Source organism: Burkholderia sp. Tr-20390 (assembly GCF_017104595.1).
GTDB lineage: Bacteria > Pseudomonadota > Gammaproteobacteria > Burkholderiales > Burkholderiaceae > Burkholderia.
The window spans coordinates 1-24,937 of sequence record NZ_JAAGPC010000065.1; the positions used below are offsets into that span (position 1 = coordinate 1).

The following is a 24,937-nucleotide window of genomic DNA, read 5'->3' on the forward strand; positions in this document are numbered from 1 at the left end:
TGGCGCGGGCCGCGCCGGCAGCGCGGGCGGGGCGTCGGACAGCGCGGGCGCCGGCATCACGATCACGTCGAGCGGAATCTCGATATGCACGGGCCGCGGCCGCGCGCTGGCGAAGACCGCGAAGGCGCGCGCGAGGACCTGCGGCAGGTCGGCCGCGTCGAGCAGCGTGTGCGAGAACGCGGTGAGTCCCGCGAACACGTCGCGCTGCGACGGCAGCTCGTGCAGGCGGCCGTCGCCGCGGCCGAGTTCGCGTCTCGCGTTGACGCTCGAGATCACCAGCATCGGGATCGAATCCGCATAGGCCTGTGCCATCGCGGTCGCGATATTGGTCATCCCCGGCCCGGTGATGATGAAGCAGACGCCCGGTAGGCCCGTGACGCGTGCATAGCCGTCGGCCATGAAGCCGGCCCCCTGTTCGTGGCGCGGCGTCACGTGGCGGATCGACGACGCGGCGAGGCCGCGATAGAGCTCGACGGTATGCACGCCGGGAATGCCGAACACGCATTCGACGCCGTGGCGTTCGAGGAGGTCGACGAGCGCTTCGCCGCAGGTGCGGGGGCGGGCATGGCAGGGCGCCGCCGTGGCCTTGCGGGCCCCGGCGATGGACGAAACGGTGGCGGGATGGTTCATGGATCGTGGTGTGCCGATTGGGAGGGTGAGTGGCCCGTACCGCAAACGAAGGGGGCATGGTGCGGATTGTCGGCGTCGATCCGGGGTGCCAACAATCGATTAGTTTTCATGCGCGGCATGAGTGCCGTGCATGGCGGCGTCGAATCGCGATGTGCGTAGTGGGGTGCGGGTTTTCACGGCAGCGCGGGTTGCAACGCGCGTCGTACGGACATCCCGGCGCTGCATGACGGCGTCGGCTAGTCTTGCGCGAAAGGGGCGCGAAGCGAACCGGTGCCCGCCGCCCGGCGCGGGGTGTCGCCCGCCCGATGCGTCACGAGTGGCTGGTGCGCGGATTGATGCAGGCGGACGAGCGGGCACACGGCGCAACCGGCGTCTTGCACAGCGATTCTTCCGACGAGTGCGAGCCCGGGCACGCGCCGCACGCAACGCCAGTCGGCATGCGAAATCGTGTAGTCAACCTGAATATCTGCGGGACGTGGCGCGTAATATTTTGATGTCGCCCCCTGGCTGGAAGCGGGTTTTATGCGCTGCGCCCTATGCGGTTCCGGGAATCCTCCCGGTGCGAGGTTCTGCCGGAAATGCCAGGCCGTGCTGTCCCGCGCCCGCTACGCATGAACGCCCACCCGATACCGGGTGGTCTGTCGATAGACGGCGTCCGGATAAAGGATCACGGCGCCGCTCAGGCCGGCCATGTTGACCTGATCCGGAAAGCCGCCCGCCTCCAGGCACAGCGCCGCGTGTGGCGTGCAACGTGTGCCGCCGCTCACGCGCAGGCCATCGAGATAGTTGCCCGTATAGAGTTGCAGGCCCCGCTGATCGGTCGACACGATCAGTTCGCGCCCGCTTTCCGGATCGTAGACGCGTGCGACGGGCCGGGCCTCGTGCGCGCCGTCGCCCAGCACGAAGCAATGATCGAAGCCGCGCGCGCGGGCCAGTTGCGCGTTCGGCCAGTCGAGGCGCGCGCCGATCGGCGCGCTGTGCCGGAAATCGAACGCGGTACCCGTCACGTCGGCCGTGCCGGTCGGGATCAGCGCCTCGTCCACTTCGAGGAACGCGTCGGCGTCGATCTGCAGCAGATGGCCGCGCACGTCGCTGCCCGCGCGCCCGCTCAGGTTGAAGTAGCTGTGATTCGTCAGGTTCAGCGGCGTCGGCGCATCGGTCCGCCCCGTATAGTCGATCGTCAGCGTGCCGTCGTCGTCGAGCGTGTAGCGAACCTGCACGGTCACGTTGCCGGGAAAGCCCCCGTCGCCTTCCGGCGAGTCGAGTCGAAGCGTGAGCCCGCCGCAGTCGTCGATCACGTCCCAGCGCGCGCGATGAAAGCCGTTCGCGCCGCCGTGCAGCAGGTTGCCGTTCTCGTTGCGGTCGAGCGGGTAGCCGATGCCGTCGAGTTCGAAGCGCGCACCGGCGATCCGGTTCGCCCAGCGGCCGACCGTCGCGCCGAGGTACGCGCCGGATTCGAGGTACTCGGCCGGCGTGTCGTGCGCGAGCACGATATCGGCGAAGCGCCCCGTGCGATCGGGCGCGAGCCACGACACGACGGTCGCGCCGAGGTCGCTGATGCCCACGCGCATCCCGTGCGCGTTGCGCAGCGTGTAGCGTCGAACGGGTTCGCCGTCGGGCAGCGTGCCCCACGGTTCGGCATGCACGCGCGCCGCGCCGTGCGTCAGGGAGGAAGAATCGGTATCGATGTGCATGGGGGAGAGCTCAGATGGGCGGCGGCCGTCAGCAGGAGGCTGAGGCGGCCGCGCGTTCCTGGTATTCGCGCGGCGTGCAGCCGAGTTCGCGCCGGAACACCGCGTACATGTATTGAAGCGACGTGAACCCGCAACGGATCGCGACTTCTGCGCTCGACGCCTGCCGGCCGGCGAGCAGCGCCTGCGCGGCTTCGAGCTTGTGGCGCAGGATTTCCTGGTGCACGGTGCGCTGCAGTTCACGCCGGAAGTGCTCCTCGAGCAGCGAACGCGATACGCCGACGTAGTCGGCGACCTGTTCGGTCTTGATCCCCTGGCACGCGTACTGGCGAATGAAATGCCGCGCGCGCATCACGTGCGGGCTCGCGAGCGGCTGGTGGCGCGTCGATTCGAGCACGTTGATGCCGACCGGCGGCACGAGAATGCGCTGCCCGGGAAAGCGCGCGCCGCGCAGCATCCGGTGCAGCAGGTGCGCGGCGGTACGGCCCATTTCCTCGGTGCCCTGGATCACCGACGACAGCGGAATGCGCGTCAGCGTGCGCGTGAGCGGATCGTTGTCGATGCCGATGATCGCCACCTGTTCCGGCACCGCGATCCCGGCGATCAGGCAGGCCTGCAGCAGGTGCCGCGCACGCGCATCGGTCACGGCGATCACGCCGACGGGTTTCGGCAGCGCATGCAGCCAGCCGATCAGCTGCTCGATCGCGTGATTCCAGCCCGACGCGCTCGTCGACAGCCCGCGGTAGATCGGCGCATCGAGCCCGTCCGCGCGCGCGAGCCGGTCGAACGCGAGCTCGCGCTGCTGCGCCCAGCGGTTCTCCTGCGCGATCGGCAGGCTGTACATCGCGAAGTGCGCGAGTCCCGCCCCGATCAGGTGCGTGTATGCGAGCGACACGAGCTTCGGGTTGTCCGTCGCAATATATGGGACATCGTCGGGATACTGGGCCGGATCCTCATACGACGAGCCGACCGCGACGACCGGCAGCGGCGAGCCGGCGAGCGCGCTGGCGACGGCGGGATCGTCGAAGTCCGCGATGATGCCGTCGCCGTCGAAGCGCTCGATGCCGGTGAGCCGGCAGCGGAAGTCGTCTTCGAGGAACAGGTCCCACACGACGCGCGTCGTGTGCAGGTACTGGCCGATGCCGCTGATGATCTCGCGGTCGTAGACCTTGTTCGCGTTGAACAGCAGCGCGATGCGATGCGGTGTCTGGGCGGAAGGGACGCGTGTCATCTCGCTCTCGGGGCACGTGCGTCGAGGGGCGCGGTGCCGTTGTCTCCGGGGCGCGCCCGGGTCGGCGGCGCGCGGTGTCTGGTGTTTGGCGATTGTAGGGCGGAACGTGTGCCGCGCGCAGCGGCTGGCAAGAAACATTAAGCGTGCTGCGCAATTTCGCAATTGCCGCCCGGCAGGGGCGCGGGCACGATCCAGCCTACCGAATTCGGCCGCGTGCGCCACCCCGACGCGCGTTGCGCTGCAACAAGACCCAGCACGGAGACGCCATGTCGTATTTCGAACACATTCCCGCGATTCGCTACGAAGGCCCGCAGTCGGACAATCCGCTCGCGTACCACCATTACGACCCCGAGCGGCGCGTGCTGGGCAAGACGCTCGCCGAGCATCTGCGGATCGCCGTCTGCTACTGGCACACGTTCGTGTGGCCGGGGCACGACATCTTCGGGCAGGCCGCGTTCCAGCGGCCGTGGCAGCAGCCGGGCGACGCGCTCGAACGGGCGCGGATGAAGGCCGATGCGGCATTCGAATTCTTCACCAAGCTCGGCACGCCTTTCTATACGTTCCATGACACCGACGTCGCCCCGGAAGGCGACAGCCTGCGGGAATATGCGGCGAATTTCGCGCGGATGGTCGACTATCTCGGCGAGCGTCAGCAGGCGAGCGGCGTGCGGCTCCTGTGGGGCACCGCGAACCTGTTCTCGCACCCGCGCTTCGCGGCCGGCGCCGCGACGAACCCGAACCCCGACGTGTTCGCGTGGGCCGCGACCCAGGTGTGCCATGCACTCGATGCGACGCACCGGCTCGGGGGCGAGAACTATGTGCTGTGGGGCGGGCGGGAAGGGTACGAGACGCTGCTCAATACCGACCTGAAGCGTGAACGCGACCAGTTTGCCCGCTTCCTGTCGATGGTCGTCGAGCACAAGCACCGGATCGGCTTCAAGGGCGCGCTGCTGATCGAGCCGAAACCGCAGGAGCCGACCAAGCACCAGTACGACTACGACGTCGCGACCGTGCATGGCTTCCTTGTGCAGTACGGATTGCAGAACGAGATCCGCGTGAACATCGAGGCGAACCACGCGACGCTCGCCGGCCACTCGTTTCATCACGAGATCGCGAACGCGTTCGCGCTCGGCGTGTTCGGCAGCGTCGACGCGAACCGCGGCGATCCGCAGAACGGCTGGGACACCGACCAGTTCCCGAACAGCGTCGAGGAGCTGACGCTCGCGTTCTACGAAATCCTGCGCCACGGCGGCTTCACGACCGGCGGGATGAACTTCGATGCGAAGGTGCGCCGCCAGAGCATCGATCCGGAAGACCTGTTCTACGGCCACGTCGGCGCGATCGACGTGCTCGCGCTCGCACTCGAACGCGCGGCGGTGCTGGTCGAGAACGACCGGCTCGACGCGCTGCGCCGGCAACGCTACGCGCAGTGGGACGACGCGTTCGGCCGCAAGATCCTGTCGGGCGACTATACGCTGGAGTCGCTCGCGGCCGATGCGCTTGCGCGCGGGGTGAACCCGCAGCACGCGAGCGGCGCGCAGGAACGCTGCGAGAACATCGTGAACCAGGCGATCTACGGGCTGCGCTGACGCCATGTATATCGGACTCGATCTCGGCACGTCGGGCGTGAAGGCGGTGCTGCTCGACCGCGACGGCGCGGTGCGCGCGAGCGCGAGCCGCCCGCTCGCGGTGAGCCGGCCGCAGCCGCGCTGGTCCGAACAGGCCCCGCGCGACTGGTGGGATGCCGCGTGCGGTGTACTGGCCGCACTCGTCTCGGATGCGCGCACGGCCGGTATCGATCCGCGCGACATCGACGCACTCGGACTGACCGGCCAGATGCATGGCGCGACGCTGCTCGATGCGCACGGTGAGGTGTTGCGCCCCGCGATCCTGTGGAACGACGGCCGCGCGGATGCGGAGTGCGCGGAACTGGAACGGCTCGCGCCCACGCTGCGCGCCGTGGCCGGCAACATCGCGATGCCGGGGTTCACCGCGCCGAAGCTGCTGTGGGTGCGTCGCCACGAACCTGACGTGTTCGCACGCATCGCCCACGTGCTGCTGCCGAAGGACTACCTGCGCTACCGGCTGACCGGCGCATTCGCGACCGATCCGTCGGATGCCGCCGGCACGCTGTGGCTCGACGTCGCGAAGCGCGACTACGACGACACGCTGCTGGCCGCCTGCGGGCTGTCGCGCGCGCAGATGCCGGCCGTGTTCGAAGGCAATCGCGTCACCGGCACCCTGTTGCCGGCCGTCGCACGCGCGCTCGGGCTGCGCGAAATTCCGGTGGTGGCGGGCGGCGGCGACAACGCGGCCGGCGCGGTGGGCGTCGGCATCGTGCGGCCCGGCGATGCGCTGCTGTCGCTCGGCACGTCGGGCGTTTATTTCGCGGTGTCGGACGGGTTCCGCGCGAATCCCGAATCGGCCGTGCACAGCTTCTGTCACGCGCTGCCGGACACGTGGCACCTGATGTCCGTGATGCTGAACGCGGCCGGCTGTCTCGACTTCACCGCGCAACTGGCCGGTTACGACGGTGTCGCGGCGCTGCTCGACGATGCCGAGACGCAAGCACGCACGAGCCGGCCGTGGTTCCTGCCTTACCTGAGCGGCGAGCGTACGCCGCACAACGACGTGAATGCGAAGGGCGTGTTCTACGGGCTCACGCCCGACACGCAGCGTGCGGATCTCGCGAACGCGACGCTCGAAGGCGTCGGCTTCGCGCTGCTCGACGGCATCGACGCGCTGCATGCGGCCGGGCTTGCGCCCGACAGCATCACGGTGATCGGCGGCGGCTCGCGCAGCGCGTACTGGACGCAGATGCTCGCCGATCTGAGCGGCCGTGCGCTGACCTTGCGTGCGGGCGGCGAGGTGGGGCCGGCATTGGGCGCCGCGCGCCTCGCGCATCTCGCGCTCGAACCGGATGCGCCGCTCGACGACGTGTGCCCTCAGCCGCCGGTCGTCGCGGTGCGCGAGCCGGACATGGCGCGCCACGCGTGGTATCGCGACGCGCGGCGGCCGACTTTTCGCGCGCTTTACCGTGCGCTCGCACCGGTGTTTGCCACGGGCGTTTGACGTGCGGATCGCTGACGCGATGCTCGTCGCACGATGCCGTGCTTTGCAGTGACTCGATGCGGGCGGCGCATTTCGGCGTTCGCCCGGCGTTCGTGAAGTTGTCCAAAAACAAGGAGTGGAGACATGCAATCCGTGACGCGTCGTACCGTATTGAGTTCGCTTGCCGGCGCCGCTGCGCTGGCGATCCTCGCGCTGGGCGCACCGCTCGCGCATGCGAGCAAGGACAAACCCGAAATCGGCTTCTGCATCGACGACCTGCGCGTCGAGCGCTGGTCGCGCGATCGCGACTATTTCGTCGCGGCCGCGACGAAGCTCGGCGCGAAGGTGTCGGTGCAGTCGGCCGACGCGAGCGAGGCGCGGCAGATTTCGCAGATCGAGAACCTGATCTCGCGCGGCGTCGACGTGATCGTGATCGTGCCGTTCAACTCGAAGACGCTCGGCAACGTCGTCGCCGAAGCGAGGAAGGCCGGCATCAAGGTCGTGTCGTACGACCGGCTGATCCTCGACGCGGACGTCGATGCTTACATCTCGTTCGACAACGAGAAGGTCGGCGAGCTGCAGGCGCAGGGCGTCTACGATGCGAAACCGAAGGGCAACTACTTCCTGCTCGGCGGCGCACCGACCGACAACAACGCGAAGATGCTGCGCGAAGGACAACTGAAGGTGCTGAAGCCCGCGATCGATCGCGGCGACATCAAGGTCGTCGGCCAGCAGTGGGTGCCCGAATGGAGCGCGTCGACCGCGCTGCGGATCACCGAGGATGCGCTGACCGCGAACAACAACCGGATCGACGCGATCGTCGCGTCGAACGACGGCACGGCCGGCGGCGCGATCCAGGCGCTCGCCGCGCAGCATCTGGCCGGCAAGGTGCCGGTGTCCGGGCAGGACGCGGATCTCGCGGCGGTCAAGCGCGTGATCGCCGGCACGCAGACGATGACCGTCTACAAGCCGCTCAAGCTGATCGCGAGCGAAGCGGCCAAGCTGGCCGTGGATCTCGCGAAGGGCGCGAAGCCCGCGTTCAACGCGCAATACGACAACGGCAGGAAGAAGGTCGACACCGTGCTGCTGCAGCCGACGCTGCTGACCAAGCGCAACGTCGACGTCGTCGTGAAGGACGGCTTCTATACCCAGGCGCAGCTGGCGAGCCAGTAAGCGTACGACGGACGCGATGCGTGGCCGTCGCGACGGCGGCCGCGTTGACTGCGAGGCAAGAACGAATGACGGAACCCTTGCTGACGATGCGCGGCATCGTCAAGACCTTCGACGGCGTGAAAGCGCTCGACGGCATCGACCTCACCGTGCGGCCCGGCGAATGCGTCGGGCTGTGCGGCGAGAACGGCGCGGGCAAGTCGACGCTGATGAAAGTGCTGTCGGGTGTCTATCCGCACGGCACGTGGGACGGTGAAATCCGCTGGGAAGGCGCGCCGCTCGCGGCATCCGGCGTGCGCGACACGGAGCGGGCGGGCATCGTGATCATCCACCAGGAGCTGATGCTCGTGCCCGAACTGTCGGTGGCCGAGAACATCTTCCTCGGCAACGAGATCACGCTGCCGGGCGGGCGCATGCACTTCGCCGCGATGGTCCGGCGCGCCGAGGAACTGCTGCACGAATTGCGGATCGACTCGATCAATGTCGCGCAGCCAGTCATGAACTACGGCGGTGGCCACCAGCAGTTGATCGAGATCGCGAAGGCGTTGAACAAGGACGCGAAGCTGCTGATCCTCGACGAACCGTCGTCGTCGCTGAGCGCCGCCGAAACGCGCATCCTGCTCGATATCGTGCGCGACCTGAAGCGGCGCGGCGTCGCGTGCGTGTACATCTCGCACAAGCTCGACGAGGTCGCGGCCGTCTGCGATACGGTCACCGTGATCCGCGACGGCCGTCATGTCGCGACCGAGCCGATGCGCGCGCTGACCACCGACCGCATCATCGCGATGATGGTCGGTCGCGAGATCCGCGACCTGTATCCGCGCGAGCCGCACGAGATCGGCGAGGTCGTGCTGGAAGCGCGCAACGTGACCTGTCGCGACGTGACGAACGCACGCCGCAAGCGGGTCGACGACGTGTCGTTCAGCGTGCGGCGCGGCGAGATCCTCGGTGTCGCCGGCCTCGTGGGCGCGGGCCGCACCGAGCTGATGCAGGCGATCTTCGGCGCGTATCCGGGCGCGTGCACGGCGACCGTGCTGATGAACGGCCGGGTGCTGTCGATCCGTTCGCCGGCCGACGCGATCCGCGCGGGGATCGCGATGGTGCCCGAGGACCGCAAGCGCCACGGCATCGTGCCGCAGCTCGGCGTGGGCCACAACATCACGCTGGCGGTGCTGCGGCGTTTCGCGGCGCGCGGGCGGATCGACGCGGCCGCCGAACTCAATGCGATCCGCACCGAAATGCAGCGGCTGTCGGTGCGCGCCGCGCATCCGTTCCTGCCGATCGCGAGCCTGTCCGGCGGCAACCAGCAGAAAGCGGTGCTCGCCAAGATGCTGCTGGCCGAGCCGCAGGTGCTGATCCTCGACGAACCGACGCGCGGCGTCGACGTGGGCGCGAAGGTGGAGATCTACCGGCTGATCTTCGCGCTGGCGAAGCGTGGCGTCGCGCTGATCGTCGTGTCGTCGGAGCTGCCCGAGGTGCTCGGGCTGGCCGATCGCGTGCTGGTGATCGGCGAAGGCGAGCTGCGCGGCGATTTCGTCAACGACGGCCTCACGCAGGAACAGATACTCGGCGCCGCGCTGAAGCCCGCGCGACTGTCCACCGAACCCACCGCAATGAGCGCGACATGAATTCCGAACTCTCTTCCTCGACCCCGGCGACGCCGGATGCCGACGCGCAGCGTGCCGCCGGCCGCACGGCGCGGCTGCCGCTTCGCCAGATCTTCGCGCGCTACAAGCTGCTCGCGCTGCTGCTGGCGGTCGTCGTGATCTGGACGTTCTTCTCGGTGCTGACGGACGGCGCGTTCGTCACACCGCGCAACGTCTCGAACCTGCTGCGGCAGATGTCGATCACCGGCATGCTCGCGTGCGGGATGGTGTTCGTCATCATCGCGGGCGAGATCGACCTGTCGGTCGGCTCGCTGCTCGGGCTGCTCGGCGGCGTCGCGGCGATCCTCGACGTCAACCGCCACTGGCCGGTCGCGGCGACGATCCCGGCCGTGCTCGCGCTCGGCGTGCTGATCGGGCTCTTCAACGGCTGGTGGTCGACCTATCGGCGCGTGCCGTCGTTCATCGTCGGGCTGGGCGGGATGCTCGCGTTTCGCGGGATCCTGCTCGGCGTGACGGGCGGCTCGACGATCGCGCCGGTGTCGGACGGCTTCGTGTTCATCGGGCAGGGCTATCTGCCGCGCCTGGTGGGGGACGGCCTCGCGATCCTGCTGTTCGCGCTCGTGATGCTGCTGGTGGTGCGGCAGCGCGCGACGCGGCGGCGCTACCGGCTCGCGGTCGCGCCGCGCTGGCAGGACGTCGCGAAGATCGTCGGCGCCGGCGCGGTGCTGTTCGCCTTCGTCGCGACGCTCGACCGCTACGGTGGCATCCCGGTGCCCGTGCTGCTGCTGCTCGTGCTGCTCGGCGTGTTCTCGTGGATCGCGACGCAGACCGTGTTCGGCCGGCGCATCTACGCCGTCGGTTCCAACCTGGAGGCGACGCGGCTGTCGGGCGTCGATACCGACCGCGTGAAGCTCGCGATCTTCGCGCTGATGGGGCTGATGTGTGCGTTTGCCGGGCTGGTGAACACGGCGCGGCTCGCTGCCGGGTCGCCGTCCGCCGGCACGATGGGCGAACTCGATGCGATCGCCGCGTGCTTCATCGGCGGCACGTCGATGCGCGGCGGGTCGGGCACCGTCTACGGCGCGCTGATCGGCGCGCTCGTGATGGCGAGCCTCGACAACGGCATGTCGATGCTGGACGTCGACGCGTACTGGCAGATGATCGTCAAGGGCGCCGTGCTGGTGCTGGCGGTGTGGATCGACGTGGTGTCGCGGTCGAACCGGCGGTGACGCGCAGGTCGGTCGCGAGTCGACAATGAGGAAGATCATGGAACGAAACACGATGCGCGTGCCGGATGTTGCCGTGCTGGCGGCTGGGCCGTTCGTGATGCCGGATGACGGTTCCGTGCTGGGCCTGGATGATCCGCGCGACCGGCAGGTGATCGCGGATGCATTGCGCGCGCTGCTGCGCGAGCGTGCCGAAGCGCTCGCGTTCGCGATGCGCATGGCCGACCAGTGCGGCAGGCCGCGGCCCGATGCGGCCGATTTCGCACTGACCGACATCATTCGGCTTACTCGTATCGTCGAGCGGATCGAGCGGGACGGTGTGGCGAAGTGCGCAGCCGTGCCCTTGGACGCGCGCTGACGGGAGAGGCGGCCGACGCGGCCAACGCGCCAGCCGAAAACCGGATGCGCCGCGCACGCCGCGCGGTCGACGTTCAACGCGGCGAATCGAATCGCACGCCGATTGGGGGCGAGGATTCCCCGCGTCGCGGGCTGACGCGGCCGTTGCCTGATAACGCGTCATTGACCCGCCCGCTCCCGACGCGCACCCTGCGCGGTCGCCGCCGCTTCCCGCCGCTGTCATCGTCTGCGTTCGGGATGGCATGACTTGCGGCGGCCGGAGCGGGTGCAGCAAGGTGCTAACGGAAACGATGCGCATGGGGGTTCGACGGGAAGCGCCGGGCTGAACGCTGGACCAAAGGCCGTCCAGCGCCCGAGGCTTTCGCCCGGCTTTCCGGTGTGAGCCGGTGCCGCCGGCCCGGCAGGACGCCCGTGCGCTGCATGGCGAGCGTGGCGGCTTCGCATGACAGGCGATACGCTATGCTGTCGTCCTCAGCCGCCAGCCCGATCCGATGAAGCGTCCGTCGTTCTCCACCCAACTCGTCATGCTCTGGGCACTCGTCGCGGCGCTGTGCGCGACGCTGGTCGCGGTCGTCTGGATCACGGCGAGTTCCGCCGAGAGTCAGCAGGTCGCGAGCGCAAAGGCCGCCGGCGCGTCGGCCTGCGAAGCGGTCGCGTCGCGTTACAGCGCGTCTTCCGCGTCGCCGGGCGCCGGGCCCGCCCCGGAGCTGATGCATGCGATCCTCGACATCGTGCTCTCCCGTGCCCCCGACATGGAAGGCGGGTTCTGGATGCCCGGCGCCGCCCCCGCGGCAAGCGGCTTTCTCGCGTATTCCTTTCCCACCTACCAGGGCAGCGGCGTCAAACACGACGTACCGGAAGCGGAAACGCCGCTGATCCTCCGCACGCTGCGCGCCGCGGCCGCGACGCGTGCCGCGACCGCGAACGTCGTCGAAGGCGCGCAGGATGCCGTGATCGCGGCGGCCTGCCCGGTACGCGGCGGATCGGGGCTGTACGTGTGGATGCTGACGCGTGCGCGCCCGCCGCTGGGCCGGCACGGCGAGTTGCTGGCCACGGGCCTCGCGGCCGTCCTCGCCGTGATCCTGGCGATCGCGGCGGCGCTGGCCGTGGCGCTGCGCCGATGGAAGCGCAACCTCGCGCGGATCGAGAGCGGGCTGGGGCCCGACGGTCGCGAGCATCATCTGCCGTACGTCGGCGAGCCCGATCTCGACCGCGTCATCGATGCGTTCAACGAGCGGGCGCGGCGCGCGGATCGGCTGCAGCAGCAGGCCGACGAACTGCGCACGCGCCTCGCGCAGGCCGAACGCTTCGGCATGCTGGGCAAGCTGGCCGCGCAGGTCGCGCACGAGATTCGCAATCCGATGGGCGCGATGCGGCTGAAGGCGGAAAACGCGCTGGCCGGCGATGGCCGGCGGCAGCAGGACGCGCTGCGCGTGATCCTCGCGCAGATCGAGCGCATCGATGCGCAATTGTCGAGCCTGCTCGCGCTGACGCAGCCGGTGCGCCCCCAAGCGACCCGGGTCGACGTCGACGCGTGGCTCGCGCAGGTCGTCGACGCGCACCGCGAGCTGGCGCAGCGGCAAGCGATCGACCTGACGCTGTCGCTCGCGGGGCAGGTCGAACGGCTGGCATGGCCGTCGGATCGTCCTGCTTTCGATCCCGACCAGATGCGGCGGGCGCTCGACAATCTGCTGCTCAACGCGCTGCACCACGCGGGCGACGGCGGCGCGGTCACGCTCGCCGCCGAGCGGCGCACGTTCGCCGGGCGCGACTGGCTGTGCCTCACCGTGTCGGACAGCGGCCCCGGCGTGCCGGCCGCGCAGCGCGAGCGGATTTTCGAGCCGTTCGTGACGGGCCGCGCGGAGGGCACGGGCCTTGGTCTGGCCGTCGTCCGCGAAGTGGCGGCGGCGCACGGCGGGCACGCGCGCCTCGACGGGGGCGCCGCATTCGTGATTGAAATTCCATGGCAAACATCCTCATAGTCGACGACGACGCGGCCTTTCGCGACAGCCTCGCCGAAACGCTCGCCGATCTCGGTCATCGGGCCGTCGAGGCGGCCTCCGGCCGCGCCGCGCTCAGCGCGCTGCGCGACGGCGATGGCGTCGAATGCATCTTTCTGGATTTCCGCCTGCCGGATCTGGACGGGCTGGCCGTGCTCGCGCGACTGCGCGACGATCCCGCGCTGGCCGCGATTCCGGTCGTCATGCTGACGGCCCATGCGACCAGCGACAACACGATCGAAGCGATGCGGCTCGGCGCGTTCGATCACCTGACGAAGCCGATCGGGCGTCGCGACATCGCGCAACTGCTCGAGCGCATCGTGTCGGCGAATCAGCCGCCCGCGCGCGCGCCGGGCGACAGCGATTTCGCGGGCGAACCGTCGGCGGACCGACCGCGACTGCTGGGCGTGAGCGCCGCGATGCGCGACGTGCAGAAGCAGATCGGCCGCGCCGCGATGAGCGACGCGACCGTGCTCCTGACCGGCGAGACGGGCACGGGCAAGGAGGTGGCCGCCCGCGTGCTGCATGCGGCATCGGCCCGGCATGCGGGGCCGTTCGTCGCCGTCAACTGCGCGGCTATCCCGGCCGACCTGCTCGAAAGCGAGTTGTTCGGGCATCGTCGCGGTGCGTTCACGGGCGCGCATGCCGATCGCGCGGGGCGGCTCGTCGAGGCCGACGGCGGCACGCTCTTTCTCGACGAGATCGGCGACATGCCCGCCGCGATGCAGGCGAAGCTGCTGCGCGCGCTGCAGGAGCGCCAGGTGATGCCGCTCGGCGCGGATCGCGCGACGGCGATCGACATTCGCGTCGTGGCCGCGACGCACCGCGACCTCGCCGCGGCCGTCGCGGACGGCACGTTCCGCGAAGACCTCTTCTATCGGCTGAACGTCATTCCTTTGCACCTGCCGCCGCTCGCGGAGCGTGTGGCCGATATCCTTCCGCTCGCCGCGCATTTCCTCGGCAGCGCGGCGGGCACGCGCGCGCTGCATCTGACGAACGACGCGCAGCGCGCGCTGCTCGATCACCGCTGGCCGGGCAATGTGCGGGAACTGCGCAACGTGATGGAGCGGGCGGCCGCGCTCGCCCCCGGGCCGGCCATTGGCGCGGCCGATATCGGCCTGGCCGCCGTGCCGGCGCGCGAGCCGCACGCCGATGCGGTGCCGGCGCACCTGCTCGACATGCCGCTGCCCGATGCACTGGCGACGGTCGAGCGCGCGGCGATTCTGCGCGCGCTCGAACGCGCGAACGGCAACCGCGCGGAAGCCGCGAGGCTGCTCGGGATCGGCCGCCAGTCGCTCTATGCGCGCATGGCGAATCTCGGGATCGAGCGCGGCGACTAGGGCCTGTTCACGCTAATAACGGGCTTGCGAACACGCGTTGCCGGTCGTAGTGCAAGGAGTGAGGCGCGCCGTTTCGACTGTCGGGAATGCCGACATCCGGCGACGCGACGTGTCGGGAAATCCGACAGATTTCGCGCACGTCGTCGTTCGGCGCATGGCCACGCGGGGCGTCGCGGGTTGGCACGGGTATTGCGGATATCGATGCATCGCAACCCGTCGCCGGAGCCCGTCATGAAGTCGTACCTGCCTGTCGTTCGATCGCGGCCGCGGCGCCGTGCCGCCGTGCGCCGCTCGTCTCGCATGCTCTGCGCGGCCGCGCTCGTTGCCGTCGCAACGGTCAGCGTGGCGCAGGTTCCGCCCGCACCGCGCGCGGAAGATCCGGCCGGCGCCGTGCCGCCGCCTGCTCCTCCTCGGCCTCGCGCACTGGTGCCTGCCGTGCCCGGAAACGACACCGCACGGCATGCGCTGGTGTCCGGCACGCTGTCGCGCCTGACGATCAACCCGGAAGGCGCCGTCGACGGCTTCGTGCTCTCCGACGGCACGCTCGTCCGCCTGCCGCCTCATCTCGGTTCGCAACTGACTGCGCTCGTGAAGACGGGCGACCGCGTGACGGTCGCCGGCGATCGACGCGTCGACGATGAGATCCGTGCCCGCGTCGTCCGCAACGACGGCACCGGCGCGTCGCTGTCCGATCAGCCGCCCGCGCCCGTCGCGCCGGTGCCGCCCATGCTGCGCGGCGTCAACCTCGCCCGCCTGAGCGTGTCCGGCGTCGTGCGCCGCGTGACACGGGCGCCGCGCGGCGAGCCGGACGGCGTGATGCTCGACAGCGGCGCGATCGTCAAGCTGACCGTTCCGGCCGCGCAGCAATTCGGCGCGCTGCTCGTCCCCGGCGAGCGTGTGGCCGCGGTCGGCTACGGCACGCGCAACGCCTACGGCGAAGCGCTGCAGGCGACGGCGTTCGGCGCGCCGGGCCATGTCGTGAATCTCTATGACGATGTCGCGCGCTGAGCGCGACGCCATTCCGAAACCCATCGAAAGGAGTCCTGCCATGCATTGGATCGATCCCGCCTGCCTGCCCGAAACGCGCGGCCGCGTCACGCAGTTCCTGCTGAATCCGCACGGAGACGTCGACGGCCTGATCCTGAACGGCGACCTGCAGGTTCACGTGCCGCCGCATCTGGGCCGCGAACTGGTGCGTCGTGTCGCGGTCGGCGACCGCATCCGCGTACGGGGCGTCAAGCCGCGTCGCGCCGAGATGATCGCGGCCGTGCAACTGACCGGCCGCGACGGCGTCGACATCGTCGACGACGGGCCCGCGCATGCTGCGCCGGCGAAGCCGACGCACCCCGCTCGACAACCGCTGGAATCGAGCGGCGAAGTCGCATTTGCGCTGCACGGCCCGAAAGGCGAGTTGAACGGCGCGTTGCTGACGAGCGGTGTCGCGTTGCGGGTGCCGCCGCATGCGGCTGAAGCGCTCCACGAGTATCTGCGTCCCGGTGTCCATGTGCAGGCGTGGGGGCACGGCGTCGTCACGCCGCACGGCACGACGCTCGACGTGAGCGAGATCGCCGAGCTCGTCGATGCGGATGCCGAATGATCGTGCGACGGTGAGATGGCCATGAGAGCGGCGCGCGCGCTCGAAGCGCTCAACTTCTTCCTCGCCGACGTGCAGGCCGGCATCGGCCCGTTCATCGGCGTCATCCTGCTGTCGCGCGGCTGGGGCGCCGATGCGATCGGCTCGGTCATGACGCTGGCCGGGCTCGCCGCGATGGCCGCGACGCCGTTGGCCGGCGCGCTCGTCGATACGGTGCGCGCGAAGCGGGCGCTGATCGTCGTGGCGACCGCGGTGACGGCGCTGGCGTCGCTGGCGATGAGGTTCGTCCACGGCTATCCGGCGGTGGCGGCGTCGCAGGTCGTGGCGGCGGTCAGCGGCGCGGTGCTCGCGCCGGCCGCCGCGGGCGTGACGCTCGGCATCGTGCGCCGGCAAGGTTTCGACCGGCAGTTCGGGCGCAACCAGATGGCGAACCACGCCGGCAACGTCGCCGGTGCGGCGCTCGCCGGGTGGCTCGGCTGGCATGTCGGATTCGACGCGGTGTTCGCGCTGGTCGGCGTGTTCACGGTCCTCGCCATCGTGAGCACGCTGGCGATTCCCGGGCACGCGATCGATCACGCGTCCGCACGGGGTCTCGATCCTGCCGGTCCCGCACCGGGAACGGATGCTGCGCATCCACCACATGCGTCGGATGCGGCATCGGCATCGGCACCGGCGTCGCGCGTCGGCGGCCTGCGCACGCTCGCCGACAACCGGCCGCTGGTGCTGCTCGGCGCGTCGCTCGCGCTGTTTCATCTCGGCAACGCGGCGATGCTGCCGCTCTACGGGATGGGCGTCGTCGTCACGCATCGCAGCAACGCGAGCGCGTTCACCGCCCAGACGATCGTCATCGCGCAGTGCGTGATGATCGCGGCGGCGTGGCTCGCGCCCCGGCTGATTCGCGCGCACGGTTACTGGCGGGTGCTGCTGTTCTCGTACCTCGTGCTGCCGGTGCGCGGGCTGGTCGCCGCGGCGTGGCTGAGCGAAGCGGGCGTGTGGCCGGTGCAGGTGCTCGACGGCATCGGCGCCGGGCTGCAAAGCGTGGTCGTGCCCGCACTCGTCGTTCACCTGCTGCATGGCTCCGGCCGTGTGAATGCCGGGCAGGGCGCCGTCGCGACCGCGCAGGGCATCGGCGCGGCGCTCAGTCCCGTGCTGGGCGGCGTACTCGCGCAGCACTTCGGCTATCCGGCCGCGTTCGTCGTGCTGGGCGCCGTGTCGACGGGCTCGCTCGCGCTGTGGCTCGGTCATGCGCGCTCGCTGGGCCGCGTGTGCGGCAAGCCCGCCGATCTATCGGCGACATCGTCGTGAAGGCGATGTCGATTTCCATGCCTCCATCCCCTTGCCCATGAATCCTGTTTCGCTTGCCTGGCTGATTTCCGCGCTCGCCACCGCGGGTGTCATCACGCGTCCGTTCGGCTGGCCCGAGGCCACCTGGGCCGTGAGCGGCGCGCTGCTGCTGGTCGTGTTGAACCTGTTGCCCGCGGCGCAGGCACTGGACGCCGTCGCGAAAGGCGGCGACGTGTACCTCTTCCTGACGGGCATGATGCTGCTGTCCGAGGCGGCTCGTCGCGAGGGGCTGTTCGACTGGGTCGCGACGCACGTCGTCAATCTCGCGCAGGGCTCGCCGCGGCGGTTGTTCGCGTTGATCTACGGGGTCGGCGTCGTCACCACGGTGTTCCTGTCGAACGATGCGACCGCCGTCGTGCTGACGCCCGCGGTGCTTGCCGCCGCGCGCCGCGCGAAGGCCGACCCGATGCCGCTGCTGTACAGCTGCGCGCTCGTCGCCAATGCCGCGAGTTTCGTGTTGCCGATTTCGAATCCGGCGAACCTGGTGCTGTACGGCGCGCACATGCCGGCGCTCGGCGTCTGGCTCGCGCACTTCGCGGCGCCGTCCGTCGCGTCGATCGTCTGCACGTTCGTGATGCTGCGGATCGTGCAGCGGCGTGCGCTGTCCGGCCGTTGCGAGTCCGGGCTGCCGGTGCAGCCGCTGACCAGCGGCGGCCGCATCGCGCTGGCGGGCATCGCCGCAACGGCCGTCGCGCTGATGGCGGTGTCGGTCGCCGATCGCCCGCTCGGGTTGCCGACCGCGCTGGCGGGCGTCGTCACGGTCGCGTGCGTGGCGATGCGGGATCGCGCGGCGTGCGTGCCGATCGTTCGCGCGATTTCATGGAGCGTGTTGCCGCTCGTCGCGGGGATGTTCGTCGTCGTCGAGACGCTCGACCGGACCGGCGCGGTGCACGCGCTGGCGGGGCTGCTGCATCTGCTGATGCAAAGCGGCGAGCACGTCGCCGCGGCCGTGGCCGGCGTCGCGGTCGCGCTGGTGTCGAACGCGGTCAACAACCTGCCCGCCGGGCTGATCGCGAGTTCGACGATCCACGCCGCGCACAGCCCGCAAACGGTGGTCGACGCGATTCTGATCGGCGTGGATCTTGGCCCGAACCTGTCGATCACCGGTTCGCTCGCGACGATTCTGTGGCTGGCGGCGATCCGGCGCGAAGGGCTGCAGGTCGGTTTCCGCGCATTCCTCGCGGTCGGCGCGTGCGTGATGCCGCCTGCGTTGCTGCTCGCACTGGGCGCGCGGTTCGTGGTCGGCGGCTGACGCGCGATGCACGTCGCATCAGCCGCCCGGCCGCGCTAGAACGAGTACGCGAGCGACGCAAACAGGCTACGCGGCGCGCCCGGCGTGACCCACAGGCTGTTGTACGAGCTGACGTAGGTGGTGCGGTTGAACAGGTTGTTCAGCACGACCGACGCGCGCAGGTGCTTGTTGACCTGCACGTAGCCGTTGAGCTGGACGGTCGCGTAGGCCGGCAGCTCGAAGCCGTCCTGCGTGTTGGCCGTGTTGCCGGCGCGGCGGCCGACGTAGATCACGCCGGCGCCGGCGCCGGCCTTGTCCGCGAACGGCAGGGTCGTCTCGTACATCAGCAGCGCGCTGCCGCTCAGGCGCGGTATGTCGACGAGCCGCGCGCCGGGCGTCAGCACCGTATCGCGCGTGACTTCGGCATCGACGTACGCGAGGTTGACGAGGCCGCGCAGGCCGTGCCCGAGGTCGCCGCTCCATTCGAATTCGACGCCGCGGCTGCGTACTTCGCCGGCCGCGCGCGAGAAGCCGGCATTCGCCGGATCGGCGGTCAGCACGTTGCGCTTGGTCACGTAGAACGCCGAGACGGTCGTGAGCGAGCGCGCGCCTGCCCATTTCGCGCCGGCTTCGTAGCCGTGGCCTTTCTCGGGATCGAACGCGTTGCCGCCGACGTCCGCGCCGTTGTTCGGCCGGAACGAATACGCGGTGTTCGCATAGAACGACCACGCCGGGCTCATTTCATACACGACGCCGAGACGCGGGCTCACCGCGGTCTGCAGCTGGCTCGTCGTCACGCCCTTCAGGCGGTTGTCGATCGACTGGTGGAAGCGATCCCAGCGCAGCCCGGCCAGGATCTTCCAGTGCGGCCCGAACGCGAGCGTGTCCTGCGCGTAGACGCCTTGTCCGTCATCGCGTTCGAGCAGGTTGGTCGCGGTACGCAGCGCGGGCGCGGGCTGGCCGTAGACCGGATCGAAGATGTCGATCGCATACGGCGCCGCGGCGCTCGGCGTCGAGCGCGTGACGAACTGGTCGTAGTTGAAGCGGTACGCATCGACGCCCATCACGAGCGTATGGCCGATGCCGCCCGTGCGGAACGTGCCGGTGGTTTCGAGCCGGCCTTGCAGGTCGTTCGAGTGAAACGCGACTTGCCGGTAGCGGCGCCACAGCGTGCGGCCGTCCGGCTGCAACGCGAATGCCTCGGACGAGCGCCCCGACAGGTCGGTGTTGCGTTGCGCGACGCCGGCATTGATCGACCAGCTGGAATCGATGCGATGCTCGAGCGTGAACTGATGGCCCGTGTTGCGCACGTCGTAGTCGCCGTCGCGCGGCTCGCCGAGAAAGCGCGACGCGGGGATCACGCCCAGCTGGCCGTTGACCGCCAGCACGCCGCGATCGAGCGGCGCACGCTGGCGCGCGCTCTCGAATTCATAGTGTAGCGTCGTGTCCGCGCCGATGTCCCACGTGAACGACGGCGAGAACAGGTAGCGCTTGCTCGACACCGTGTCGCGAAAGCTGCCGTTGTTCTCGTTCATCGCGACGAAGCGGTACGCGAGCGTTTTCGTGACGGGGCCGGTCGAATCGAGGGTCTGACGCAACGCGCCGTAGCTGCCGGCCGACACGCCGATGGTGTTCGCGCGGGCGAACTGCGGCTGCTTCGTCGTATAGCTGATGATCCCGCCCGGATCGCCGCGGCCATACAGCGCGGACGCCGGCCCCTTGAGCACTTCCATGCGCTCGAGGTTGACGGTGTCGCGCGGCACGCTCATCCCGCGATTCCACGAAAAGCCGTTGACCAGGTAGTCGGTGCCGGACGTGCCACCGTCGCCGGCGAAGCCGCGCACCGCGTAGTTGTCCCACAGGCCGCCGAAGTTGTTCTGGCGCGAGACGCCGGCGACCCAGTCGTACAGATCGTCGCCGCGCGTGGCGGCCACCGTCTGGATCAGCTTCGTATCGACGCTGCTGACCGCGAACGGAATCTCCATCACGTCCGCCTCGCTGCGCGTCGCGCTCGTCGATTCGCGCGTGCGGAACGGCGCCGTCGCGCGTTGCGCGGACACCTCGATGGCGGGCAGCGCCGTCTCCTGCGCGTCGGCGGCGCCCATGCCGGCCGTGCCGACGACGATGGCCATCGGTGCGGCCGCCCAGTTCCTCCTGCTCATACCCGTCCTTTTTCCTTTTTGTGTCGTTCGCGTTCGGGCACGGCGGGCGGCCTGGCGCCGGCATCTGTGTTCCAAACAGTACATTTGCGCGGCAATTTAATGCAAATGAGAGGCATTTGCAATCGTAATTTTGAGATGGGCCCGACGGCACGGCGGTCGTCCGGTTCGGCGCGGTCGCCATTTGAGATGGCGAGTAGTACGGGCCGACGATCTGCGGCTTCGAATGGCGCTCGATGGACGAGCCGCGGCGATCAACTGTCGGAACGGGAAAAGGGCTTGCTCGGCGAGGCGCTGCGGTTGCTCGCCGAGACGCGGGCGCGTGCGCTGGAACTCTGTGCCGAGATGAACCGGCGGCAGGGCGGCGCCACGCCGGATGTCCACGACTTCAACCTGCCGACGATCATCGAGCTGCAGCGACGCTTCGGTACACGGTCTTGCCCGTCGGGCGAAGCCGGTACGGCGGTGCCCGCCAGCTTCGCGTGAGCCCAAGCCCAAGGCGAAGCCGCCCTCGAGCGGCCTCACTGCCAGGATCGATGCCCGCTGCGTGCTACGCCGCCGACAGCGTGACCGACACGCCCGTCGCGGTATAAACCGGCGTGGCCTTGAACCCGTCGACCGTCACCGTCGCAAACTTCGTGGCCGCCGCCGCGCCGTCGATCAGCGCGATGGTGTCGCCGGCCTTCGGCGTGTAGCCGTTCACGAACTTCACGCGCAGCGTGCCGCCCGTGACGGTGAGCGGGCCGCCCACGCGCAGGCGGCCGCCGCCGTTGCCGTCGATGTCGAGTTCGAGCGTCGTGTTGTCGAGCTGCGTATAGCGGGTCGCGATCGTCACCGGTGCGTTGGCCGCGATCTTCACGCCGCCGCCCGAGCCGACGTACACGTCGCCTTTGCCGAACGCCGTCGTCGACGCGGCCGCGAGCGTGCCGCCGCTCACCTGCGTGCCGCCCGTGTAGCTGTTGTTGCCCGCCAGTGTCAGCGTACCGCTGCCTTGCAGCGTCAGCTTGCCGGCGCCCGCGACGTCGTTGCGCCACAGGTCGGCCGCATTGAGCCCGCCCTGCGACGCATCCATCGACACGATCACGTTGCCGTTGAACGCGCCGTAGCCGTCGGCGGCCGCGAACAGGTTCAGGCGCCCCCAGCCTTCCGCATCGTCCATGACCGGATAACCGGACGGCAGTTCGGTCGTCTTCAGCACGACGCGCCGCTGGTCGGCGCTCAGGTACGGGAAGCGCGTCTGCAGCAGGATCTCCGCGCCCTTCGGCACGACCGGCGGCGCATCCGTCGATTCGATCGCGGCGAAGCCGAACGTCATGCGGCGCAGGAACGCGGCCTTGTTCGTCGCGTAGTCGGCGAACCGGTCGGTGGTCGTCGTACCGGAGTGTGCGAAGGCGGAGAAGGTCGTGGCGCTCGTCCCCGTCAGTTGCTGCAGCGCCTGGTGGGCTTGCGTATAGGCGGTCTGCGCGTCATTGGCGTACGCGGTCAGGTTCGCCGCGCTGACGGCCAGCGCGAGCATGCGCCCGCCGATCACGTCGAGCGGCGAATGCATGCCGGCGAGAATCCGGTTCTCGCTCAGTTCGAGGCCGCGGCTGACCATTTCCTGGAAGCGTTCCGGCACGAGCCACGCCATCGTCGTCGCATCGCGCACAGCCTCGGCCGTGTGGCCGCTGATGAAGCCGCCGTCGGTCGCGGGCGTCGTGCTTTCCGCCGGCACGAGCGTCGGCGCGACCACCACGCTCGTGCTCCAGCGGTACGGGCGCGCATATTTGAAGAAGCGCTTCGACGGTTCGGTCGACGCGTTGTTGCCCATTTCGTTGAGCAGGTCGACAACCTTCCCGAAGCTGGCGTTGCCGCTGCTGCTGCCGACGCCGACGTTGTTGCCCGAGTCGTTATAGAGCACCGTCGTCGCGTCGGACGGAATGCTGGTGATGCTGGTCGTCTGCTGGGCCGCGGTGCGCCACGCGGCGGTGAGCGGGCCCATGCCGTCGGTCACGCTGTATCCCTTGCCGCGCCGGTCGTCGTAGTACGCGGCATCGGCCTGCTGCGGCGTGCGGGCGGTCGTCGCGTTGATCACGTACTGCACGTTGGCCGACAGCACCGCATCGTTCAGGATCGTGCCGCACGACACGCCGCTGTTCGGCAGCCCGGAGCAGGTCGACGGCGAGATGGCCGGGAACGCGCCGAACGCCGGCGCGCTCACGCCCGCGTCGACCAGCATCGTCGCCGGTTGCCAGAGATCGAGGAAGCGGCTCACCACGCGCACCGCGGCGTTGGTCGACAGCGTCGCATAGCGTGCATCGCCGCGTTGGTTGGTCGCGACGTTGTCGACGAACGCGGGCACGCTCGGGAGTGGTGCGCTGTCGACGAAGCCGGGGTCGGCGGGCGGCGCGGGAACGGCCGCCGCCAGGGTGCTGGTCGACGCGACATCATCGCCGCCGCCGCAGGCAGCCAGCACGATCGCACTCGACAAGGCTGCGACGTGCAGCGGGAAACGGCTTCGTGACGCAAACATGCAAGACTCCATCCTGATGGTCGAAGATGGCGAATTGTGGTGATGGATCGTTACGCGGCCGTTACGGATTTGTTTCGTGTCGGATGCAAGGCGCGAGAATTCCCACTATCTGGTTAATTCCGGGTGCTGAGCATGTCGGGCGACGGATTCGATGCGTCGATCGAGGGCGCGCGCGGCGGGAGGCTAGGCGCCGGCTGCCCGCGTGTCGAGCCGGAACAGCGATACCGCCTCGGCAAGCCGGCCGCCCTGTTCCTCGAGCGACTTCGATGCGGCGGCGGCCTGTTCGACGAGCGCCGCGTTCTGCTGGGTGACTTCATCCATTTGCGTAATGGCCAGATTGACCTGCTCGATGCCGCGGCTCTGCTCGTTCGACGCGGCCGCGATCTCGCCCATGATGTCGGTCACGCGCGCGATCGCATGCGTGACCTGGGTCATCGTCTCGCCCGCGTTGTTCGCGATCTGCGAGCCGTCCTGGATTTTCCGGACCGATTCCGAGATCAGCTCGCGAATTTCCTTCGCGGCGCCCGACGAACGCTGCGCGAGACTTCGGACTTCGCTGGCCACCACGGCAAAGCCGCGGCCCTGTTCGCCGGCGCGGGCGGCCTCCACGGCCGCGTTGAGCGCGAGGATGTTGGTCTGGAAGGCGATCCCTTCGATGATCGCGGTGATCTCGGCGATCTTGGCGGAGCTGGCGCTGATGTCCGTCATCGTGTCGACCATCAGGCCGACTGCCGTGCTGCCGCGCTGGGCGACTTCCGATGCGTTGTTGGCCAGCCCGCTTGCTTGCTGCGCATTGTCGGCGTTCAGGCGCACGGTGGAGGTCAGCTGCTCCATGCTCGAGGCGGTTTCCTGCAGTGACGCGGCTTGCTGTTCCGTGCGGGAGGAGAGGTCCTGGTTGCCGGACGCGATTTCGCCGGCGCCTGTCGCGACATTGCCGGATGCCGTGCGGACTTCCGCGATCAGGCGGGTCAGGTTCGCCTGCATGTCGCGCATCGAAGCCAGGACGCTGCCGGCCGGCGCGGCACTGGTCGACGATTCGGTACCGAGATCGCCGGCCGCGATACGGCGCGCGATGTCGCTGAGCGCGGCAGGCTCCGTGCCGAGCGCGCGCAGCAGGCCGCGGGTGATGAAGACGCCCAGGATCGCGGCTGCGGCTGCCGCCGCGATACACATGACGATCAGCATCAGCCGCTGTGATGCATAGCGGTCGGCCGATTCCGTCACCAGTTGCGCGCCTTGCGTGCGGGCGAACGTCGCATAGGCGTCGGTGGCGGTGACAAGCCTGGCCAGCAGCGGCCGACACTGCTCGTTGATCATCGTGATGGCCTGGTCGCGCCGGTTGTTCGCCGCCGCGTCGACGATCGCGCGTGCCACGGGGCCGTACTGCGCTTCGACCGCGCCGATTTGCCGGACCAGTTCGCGGGCCTTGTCGGTCGCGCCGCTCCCCTCGCGGACCGCATTCGTCAGTTCGCCGAGCAGCGCGCCGACCTCGCGGTCGGCCTGCAGCGCCGCGTCCTTCTCGATGTCCGCGTCGCGCGGTGCCGTCGCGAGCACCTGGTTGCGGGCGGCGATCGCACGCCGGTCGACCGCGACGCGAACCTTGTCCGCCAGGATTGCACGGGCGTTGGTGCCGTTGACGTAATTCTCGAATGCCGCGTTCGCATTGCCGAGCGATACGATGCCGAGAATGGAGACGAGCAGAACCATGCACGTCAGGAGGCTGAAAGCCAGGGTCAGCTTCGTGCGAACCGTTAATCGTTGATCATTCATGTGAGCAGTCCTGTTTCGTTGAGA

19 protein-coding genes are annotated in these 24,937 nt (G+C 69.3%); 13 read left to right on the forward strand and 6 right to left on the reverse strand.

The window, feature by feature from the left end; all coding sequences use genetic code 11:
- The 3 genes from G3N98_RS19130 to G3N98_RS19140 form a co-directional block, all read right to left on the reverse strand.
- A partial coding sequence (locus tag G3N98_RS19130) for a thiamine pyrophosphate-binding protein (RefSeq protein ID WP_277396905.1) occupies positions 1–630 on the reverse strand: 630 nt, incomplete at its 3' end.
- A 605-nt stretch (positions 631–1,235) separates the two neighbouring features.
- Complete coding sequence (locus G3N98_RS19135; protein WP_206148915.1) at positions 1,236–2,324, reverse strand: aldose epimerase family protein; 1,089 nt, start codon at positions 2,322–2,324, stop codon at positions 1,236–1,238.
- Positions 2,325–2,352: 28 nt separating this feature from the next.
- Complete coding sequence (locus tag G3N98_RS19140; RefSeq protein ID WP_089429335.1) at positions 2,353–3,552, reverse strand: DNA-binding transcriptional regulator; 1,200 nt, start codon at positions 3,550–3,552, stop codon at positions 2,353–2,355.
- A gap of 266 nt (positions 3,553–3,818) precedes the next feature.
- On the opposite strand from G3N98_RS19140, the gene xylA reads away from it, so the two are divergent.
- From xylA to G3N98_RS19200, 12 genes are all read left to right on the forward strand, one after another.
- Positions 3,819–5,141, forward strand: a complete 1,323-nt coding sequence (xylA, locus tag G3N98_RS19145) for a xylose isomerase (protein ID WP_206148916.1) — start codon at positions 3,819–3,821, stop codon at positions 5,139–5,141.
- Positions 5,142–5,145: 4 nt separating this feature from the next.
- Positions 5,146–6,624, forward strand: a complete 1,479-nt coding sequence (gene xylB / locus G3N98_RS19150; protein WP_206148917.1) for a xylulokinase — start codon at positions 5,146–5,148, stop codon at positions 6,622–6,624.
- Between the two features lie 123 nt (positions 6,625–6,747).
- Positions 6,748–7,776 carry a D-xylose ABC transporter substrate-binding protein gene (gene xylF, locus G3N98_RS19155; protein ID WP_089429338.1) on the forward strand — a complete coding sequence of 343 codons (1,029 nt, stop codon included), beginning with the start codon at positions 6,748–6,750 and terminating at the stop codon, positions 7,774–7,776.
- A gap of 65 nt (positions 7,777–7,841) precedes the next feature.
- Entirely contained in the window at positions 7,842–9,401 is a 1,560-nt protein-coding gene (gene xylG / locus G3N98_RS19160; protein WP_206148918.1) for a D-xylose ABC transporter ATP-binding protein, read from the forward strand.
- Complete coding sequence (locus G3N98_RS19165; RefSeq protein ID WP_206148919.1) at positions 9,398–10,609, forward strand: sugar ABC transporter permease; 1,212 nt, start codon at positions 9,398–9,400, stop codon at positions 10,607–10,609. Before xylG ends, G3N98_RS19165 begins: the two co-directional genes overlap by 4 nt.
- 52 nt (positions 10,610–10,661) lie before the next feature.
- Positions 10,662–10,964, forward strand: a complete 303-nt coding sequence (locus G3N98_RS19170) for a hypothetical protein (RefSeq protein WP_241025976.1) — start codon at positions 10,662–10,664, stop codon at positions 10,962–10,964.
- Between the two features lie 490 nt (positions 10,965–11,454).
- Positions 11,455–12,945: a HAMP domain-containing sensor histidine kinase gene (locus G3N98_RS19175; protein ID WP_206148921.1), complete on the forward strand. Its 1,491-nt coding sequence runs from the start codon at positions 11,455–11,457 to the stop codon at positions 12,943–12,945.
- On the forward strand, positions 12,927–14,303 hold the full coding sequence (locus G3N98_RS19180) for a sigma-54 dependent transcriptional regulator (protein ID WP_206148922.1): 1,377 nt from the start codon (positions 12,927–12,929) through the stop codon (positions 14,301–14,303). Before G3N98_RS19175 ends, G3N98_RS19180 begins: the two co-directional genes overlap by 19 nt.
- A 435-nt stretch (positions 14,304–14,738) precedes the next feature.
- The gene (locus G3N98_RS19185; protein WP_254600140.1) at positions 14,739–15,311 is read left to right on the forward strand and encodes a hypothetical protein; all 573 of its coding nucleotides are present in this window, start codon (positions 14,739–14,741) and stop codon (positions 15,309–15,311) included.
- Between the two features lie 40 nt (positions 15,312–15,351).
- Positions 15,352–15,900: a hypothetical protein gene (locus G3N98_RS19190; protein WP_206148924.1), complete on the forward strand. Its 549-nt coding sequence runs from the start codon at positions 15,352–15,354 to the stop codon at positions 15,898–15,900.
- A gap of 21 nt (positions 15,901–15,921) precedes the next feature.
- On the forward strand, positions 15,922–17,202 hold the full coding sequence (locus G3N98_RS19195; protein WP_206148925.1) for an MFS transporter: 1,281 nt from the start codon (positions 15,922–15,924) through the stop codon (positions 17,200–17,202).
- A gap of 37 nt (positions 17,203–17,239) precedes the next feature.
- A complete protein-coding gene (locus G3N98_RS19200) occupies positions 17,240–18,493 on the forward strand; it encodes an arsenic transporter (protein WP_206148926.1) in 1,254 nt (417 codons plus the stop codon).
- 35 nt (positions 18,494–18,528) lie between these two features.
- Here the strand turns inward: G3N98_RS19200 and G3N98_RS19205 are convergent, their stop codons facing one another.
- Positions 18,529–20,634, reverse strand: a complete 2,106-nt coding sequence (locus tag G3N98_RS19205; RefSeq protein WP_206148927.1) for a TonB-dependent receptor — start codon at positions 20,632–20,634, stop codon at positions 18,529–18,531.
- A 276-nt stretch (positions 20,635–20,910) separates the two neighbouring features.
- Between G3N98_RS19205 and G3N98_RS19210 the strand changes: the two genes are divergently transcribed.
- Positions 20,911–21,117: a hypothetical protein gene (locus G3N98_RS19210; protein WP_241025977.1), complete on the forward strand. Its 207-nt coding sequence runs from the start codon at positions 20,911–20,913 to the stop codon at positions 21,115–21,117.
- A 64-nt stretch (positions 21,118–21,181) separates the two neighbouring features.
- Here the strand turns inward: G3N98_RS19210 and G3N98_RS19215 are convergent, their stop codons facing one another.
- A complete protein-coding gene (locus tag G3N98_RS19215) occupies positions 21,182–23,143 on the reverse strand; it encodes a phosphatase PAP2 family protein (RefSeq protein ID WP_206148928.1) in 1,962 nt (653 codons plus the stop codon).
- Between the two features lie 183 nt (positions 23,144–23,326).
- On the reverse strand, positions 23,327–24,913 hold the full coding sequence (locus G3N98_RS19220) for a methyl-accepting chemotaxis protein (protein WP_206148941.1): 1,587 nt from the start codon (positions 24,911–24,913) through the stop codon (positions 23,327–23,329).
- Between the last annotated feature and the right edge of the window lie 24 nt (positions 24,914–24,937).

What these genes read in the sequence shown, in the direction of transcription:
- G3N98_RS19180 (WP_206148922.1), top strand. Translation starts at nt 12,927, where the DNA reads ATGGCAAACATCCTCATAGTCGACGACGACGCGGCCTTTCGCGACAGC.
- xylA (WP_206148916.1), top strand. Translation starts at nt 3,819, where the DNA reads ATGTCGTATTTCGAACACATTCCCGCGATTCGCTACGAAGGCCCGCAG.
- G3N98_RS19140 (WP_089429335.1), bottom strand. Translation starts at nt 3,552, where the DNA reads ATGACACGCGTCCCTTCCGCCCAGACACCGCATCGCATCGCGCTGCTG.
- xylF (WP_089429338.1), top strand. Translation starts at nt 6,748, where the DNA reads ATGCAATCCGTGACGCGTCGTACCGTATTGAGTTCGCTTGCCGGCGCC.
- G3N98_RS19135 (WP_206148915.1), bottom strand. Translation starts at nt 2,324, where the DNA reads ATGCACATCGATACCGATTCTTCCTCCCTGACGCACGGCGCGGCGCGC.
- G3N98_RS19200 (WP_206148926.1), top strand. Translation starts at nt 17,240, where the DNA reads ATGAATCCTGTTTCGCTTGCCTGGCTGATTTCCGCGCTCGCCACCGCG.
- xylB (WP_206148917.1), top strand. Translation starts at nt 5,146, where the DNA reads ATGTATATCGGACTCGATCTCGGCACGTCGGGCGTGAAGGCGGTGCTG.
- xylG (WP_206148918.1), top strand. Translation starts at nt 7,842, where the DNA reads ATGACGGAACCCTTGCTGACGATGCGCGGCATCGTCAAGACCTTCGAC.
- G3N98_RS19165 (WP_206148919.1), top strand. Translation starts at nt 9,398, where the DNA reads ATGAATTCCGAACTCTCTTCCTCGACCCCGGCGACGCCGGATGCCGAC.
- G3N98_RS19195 (WP_206148925.1), top strand. Translation starts at nt 15,922, where the DNA reads ATGAGAGCGGCGCGCGCGCTCGAAGCGCTCAACTTCTTCCTCGCCGAC.
- G3N98_RS19215 (WP_206148928.1), bottom strand. Translation starts at nt 23,143, where the DNA reads ATGTTTGCGTCACGAAGCCGTTTCCCGCTGCACGTCGCAGCCTTGTCG.
- G3N98_RS19170 (WP_241025976.1), top strand. Translation starts at nt 10,662, where the DNA reads ATGCGCGTGCCGGATGTTGCCGTGCTGGCGGCTGGGCCGTTCGTGATG.
- G3N98_RS19205 (WP_206148927.1), bottom strand. Translation starts at nt 20,634, where the DNA reads ATGAGCAGGAGGAACTGGGCGGCCGCACCGATGGCCATCGTCGTCGGC.
- G3N98_RS19190 (WP_206148924.1), top strand. Translation starts at nt 15,352, where the DNA reads ATGCATTGGATCGATCCCGCCTGCCTGCCCGAAACGCGCGGCCGCGTC.
- G3N98_RS19220 (WP_206148941.1), bottom strand. Translation starts at nt 24,913, where the DNA reads ATGAATGATCAACGATTAACGGTTCGCACGAAGCTGACCCTGGCTTTC.
- G3N98_RS19175 (WP_206148921.1), top strand. Translation starts at nt 11,455, where the DNA reads ATGAAGCGTCCGTCGTTCTCCACCCAACTCGTCATGCTCTGGGCACTC.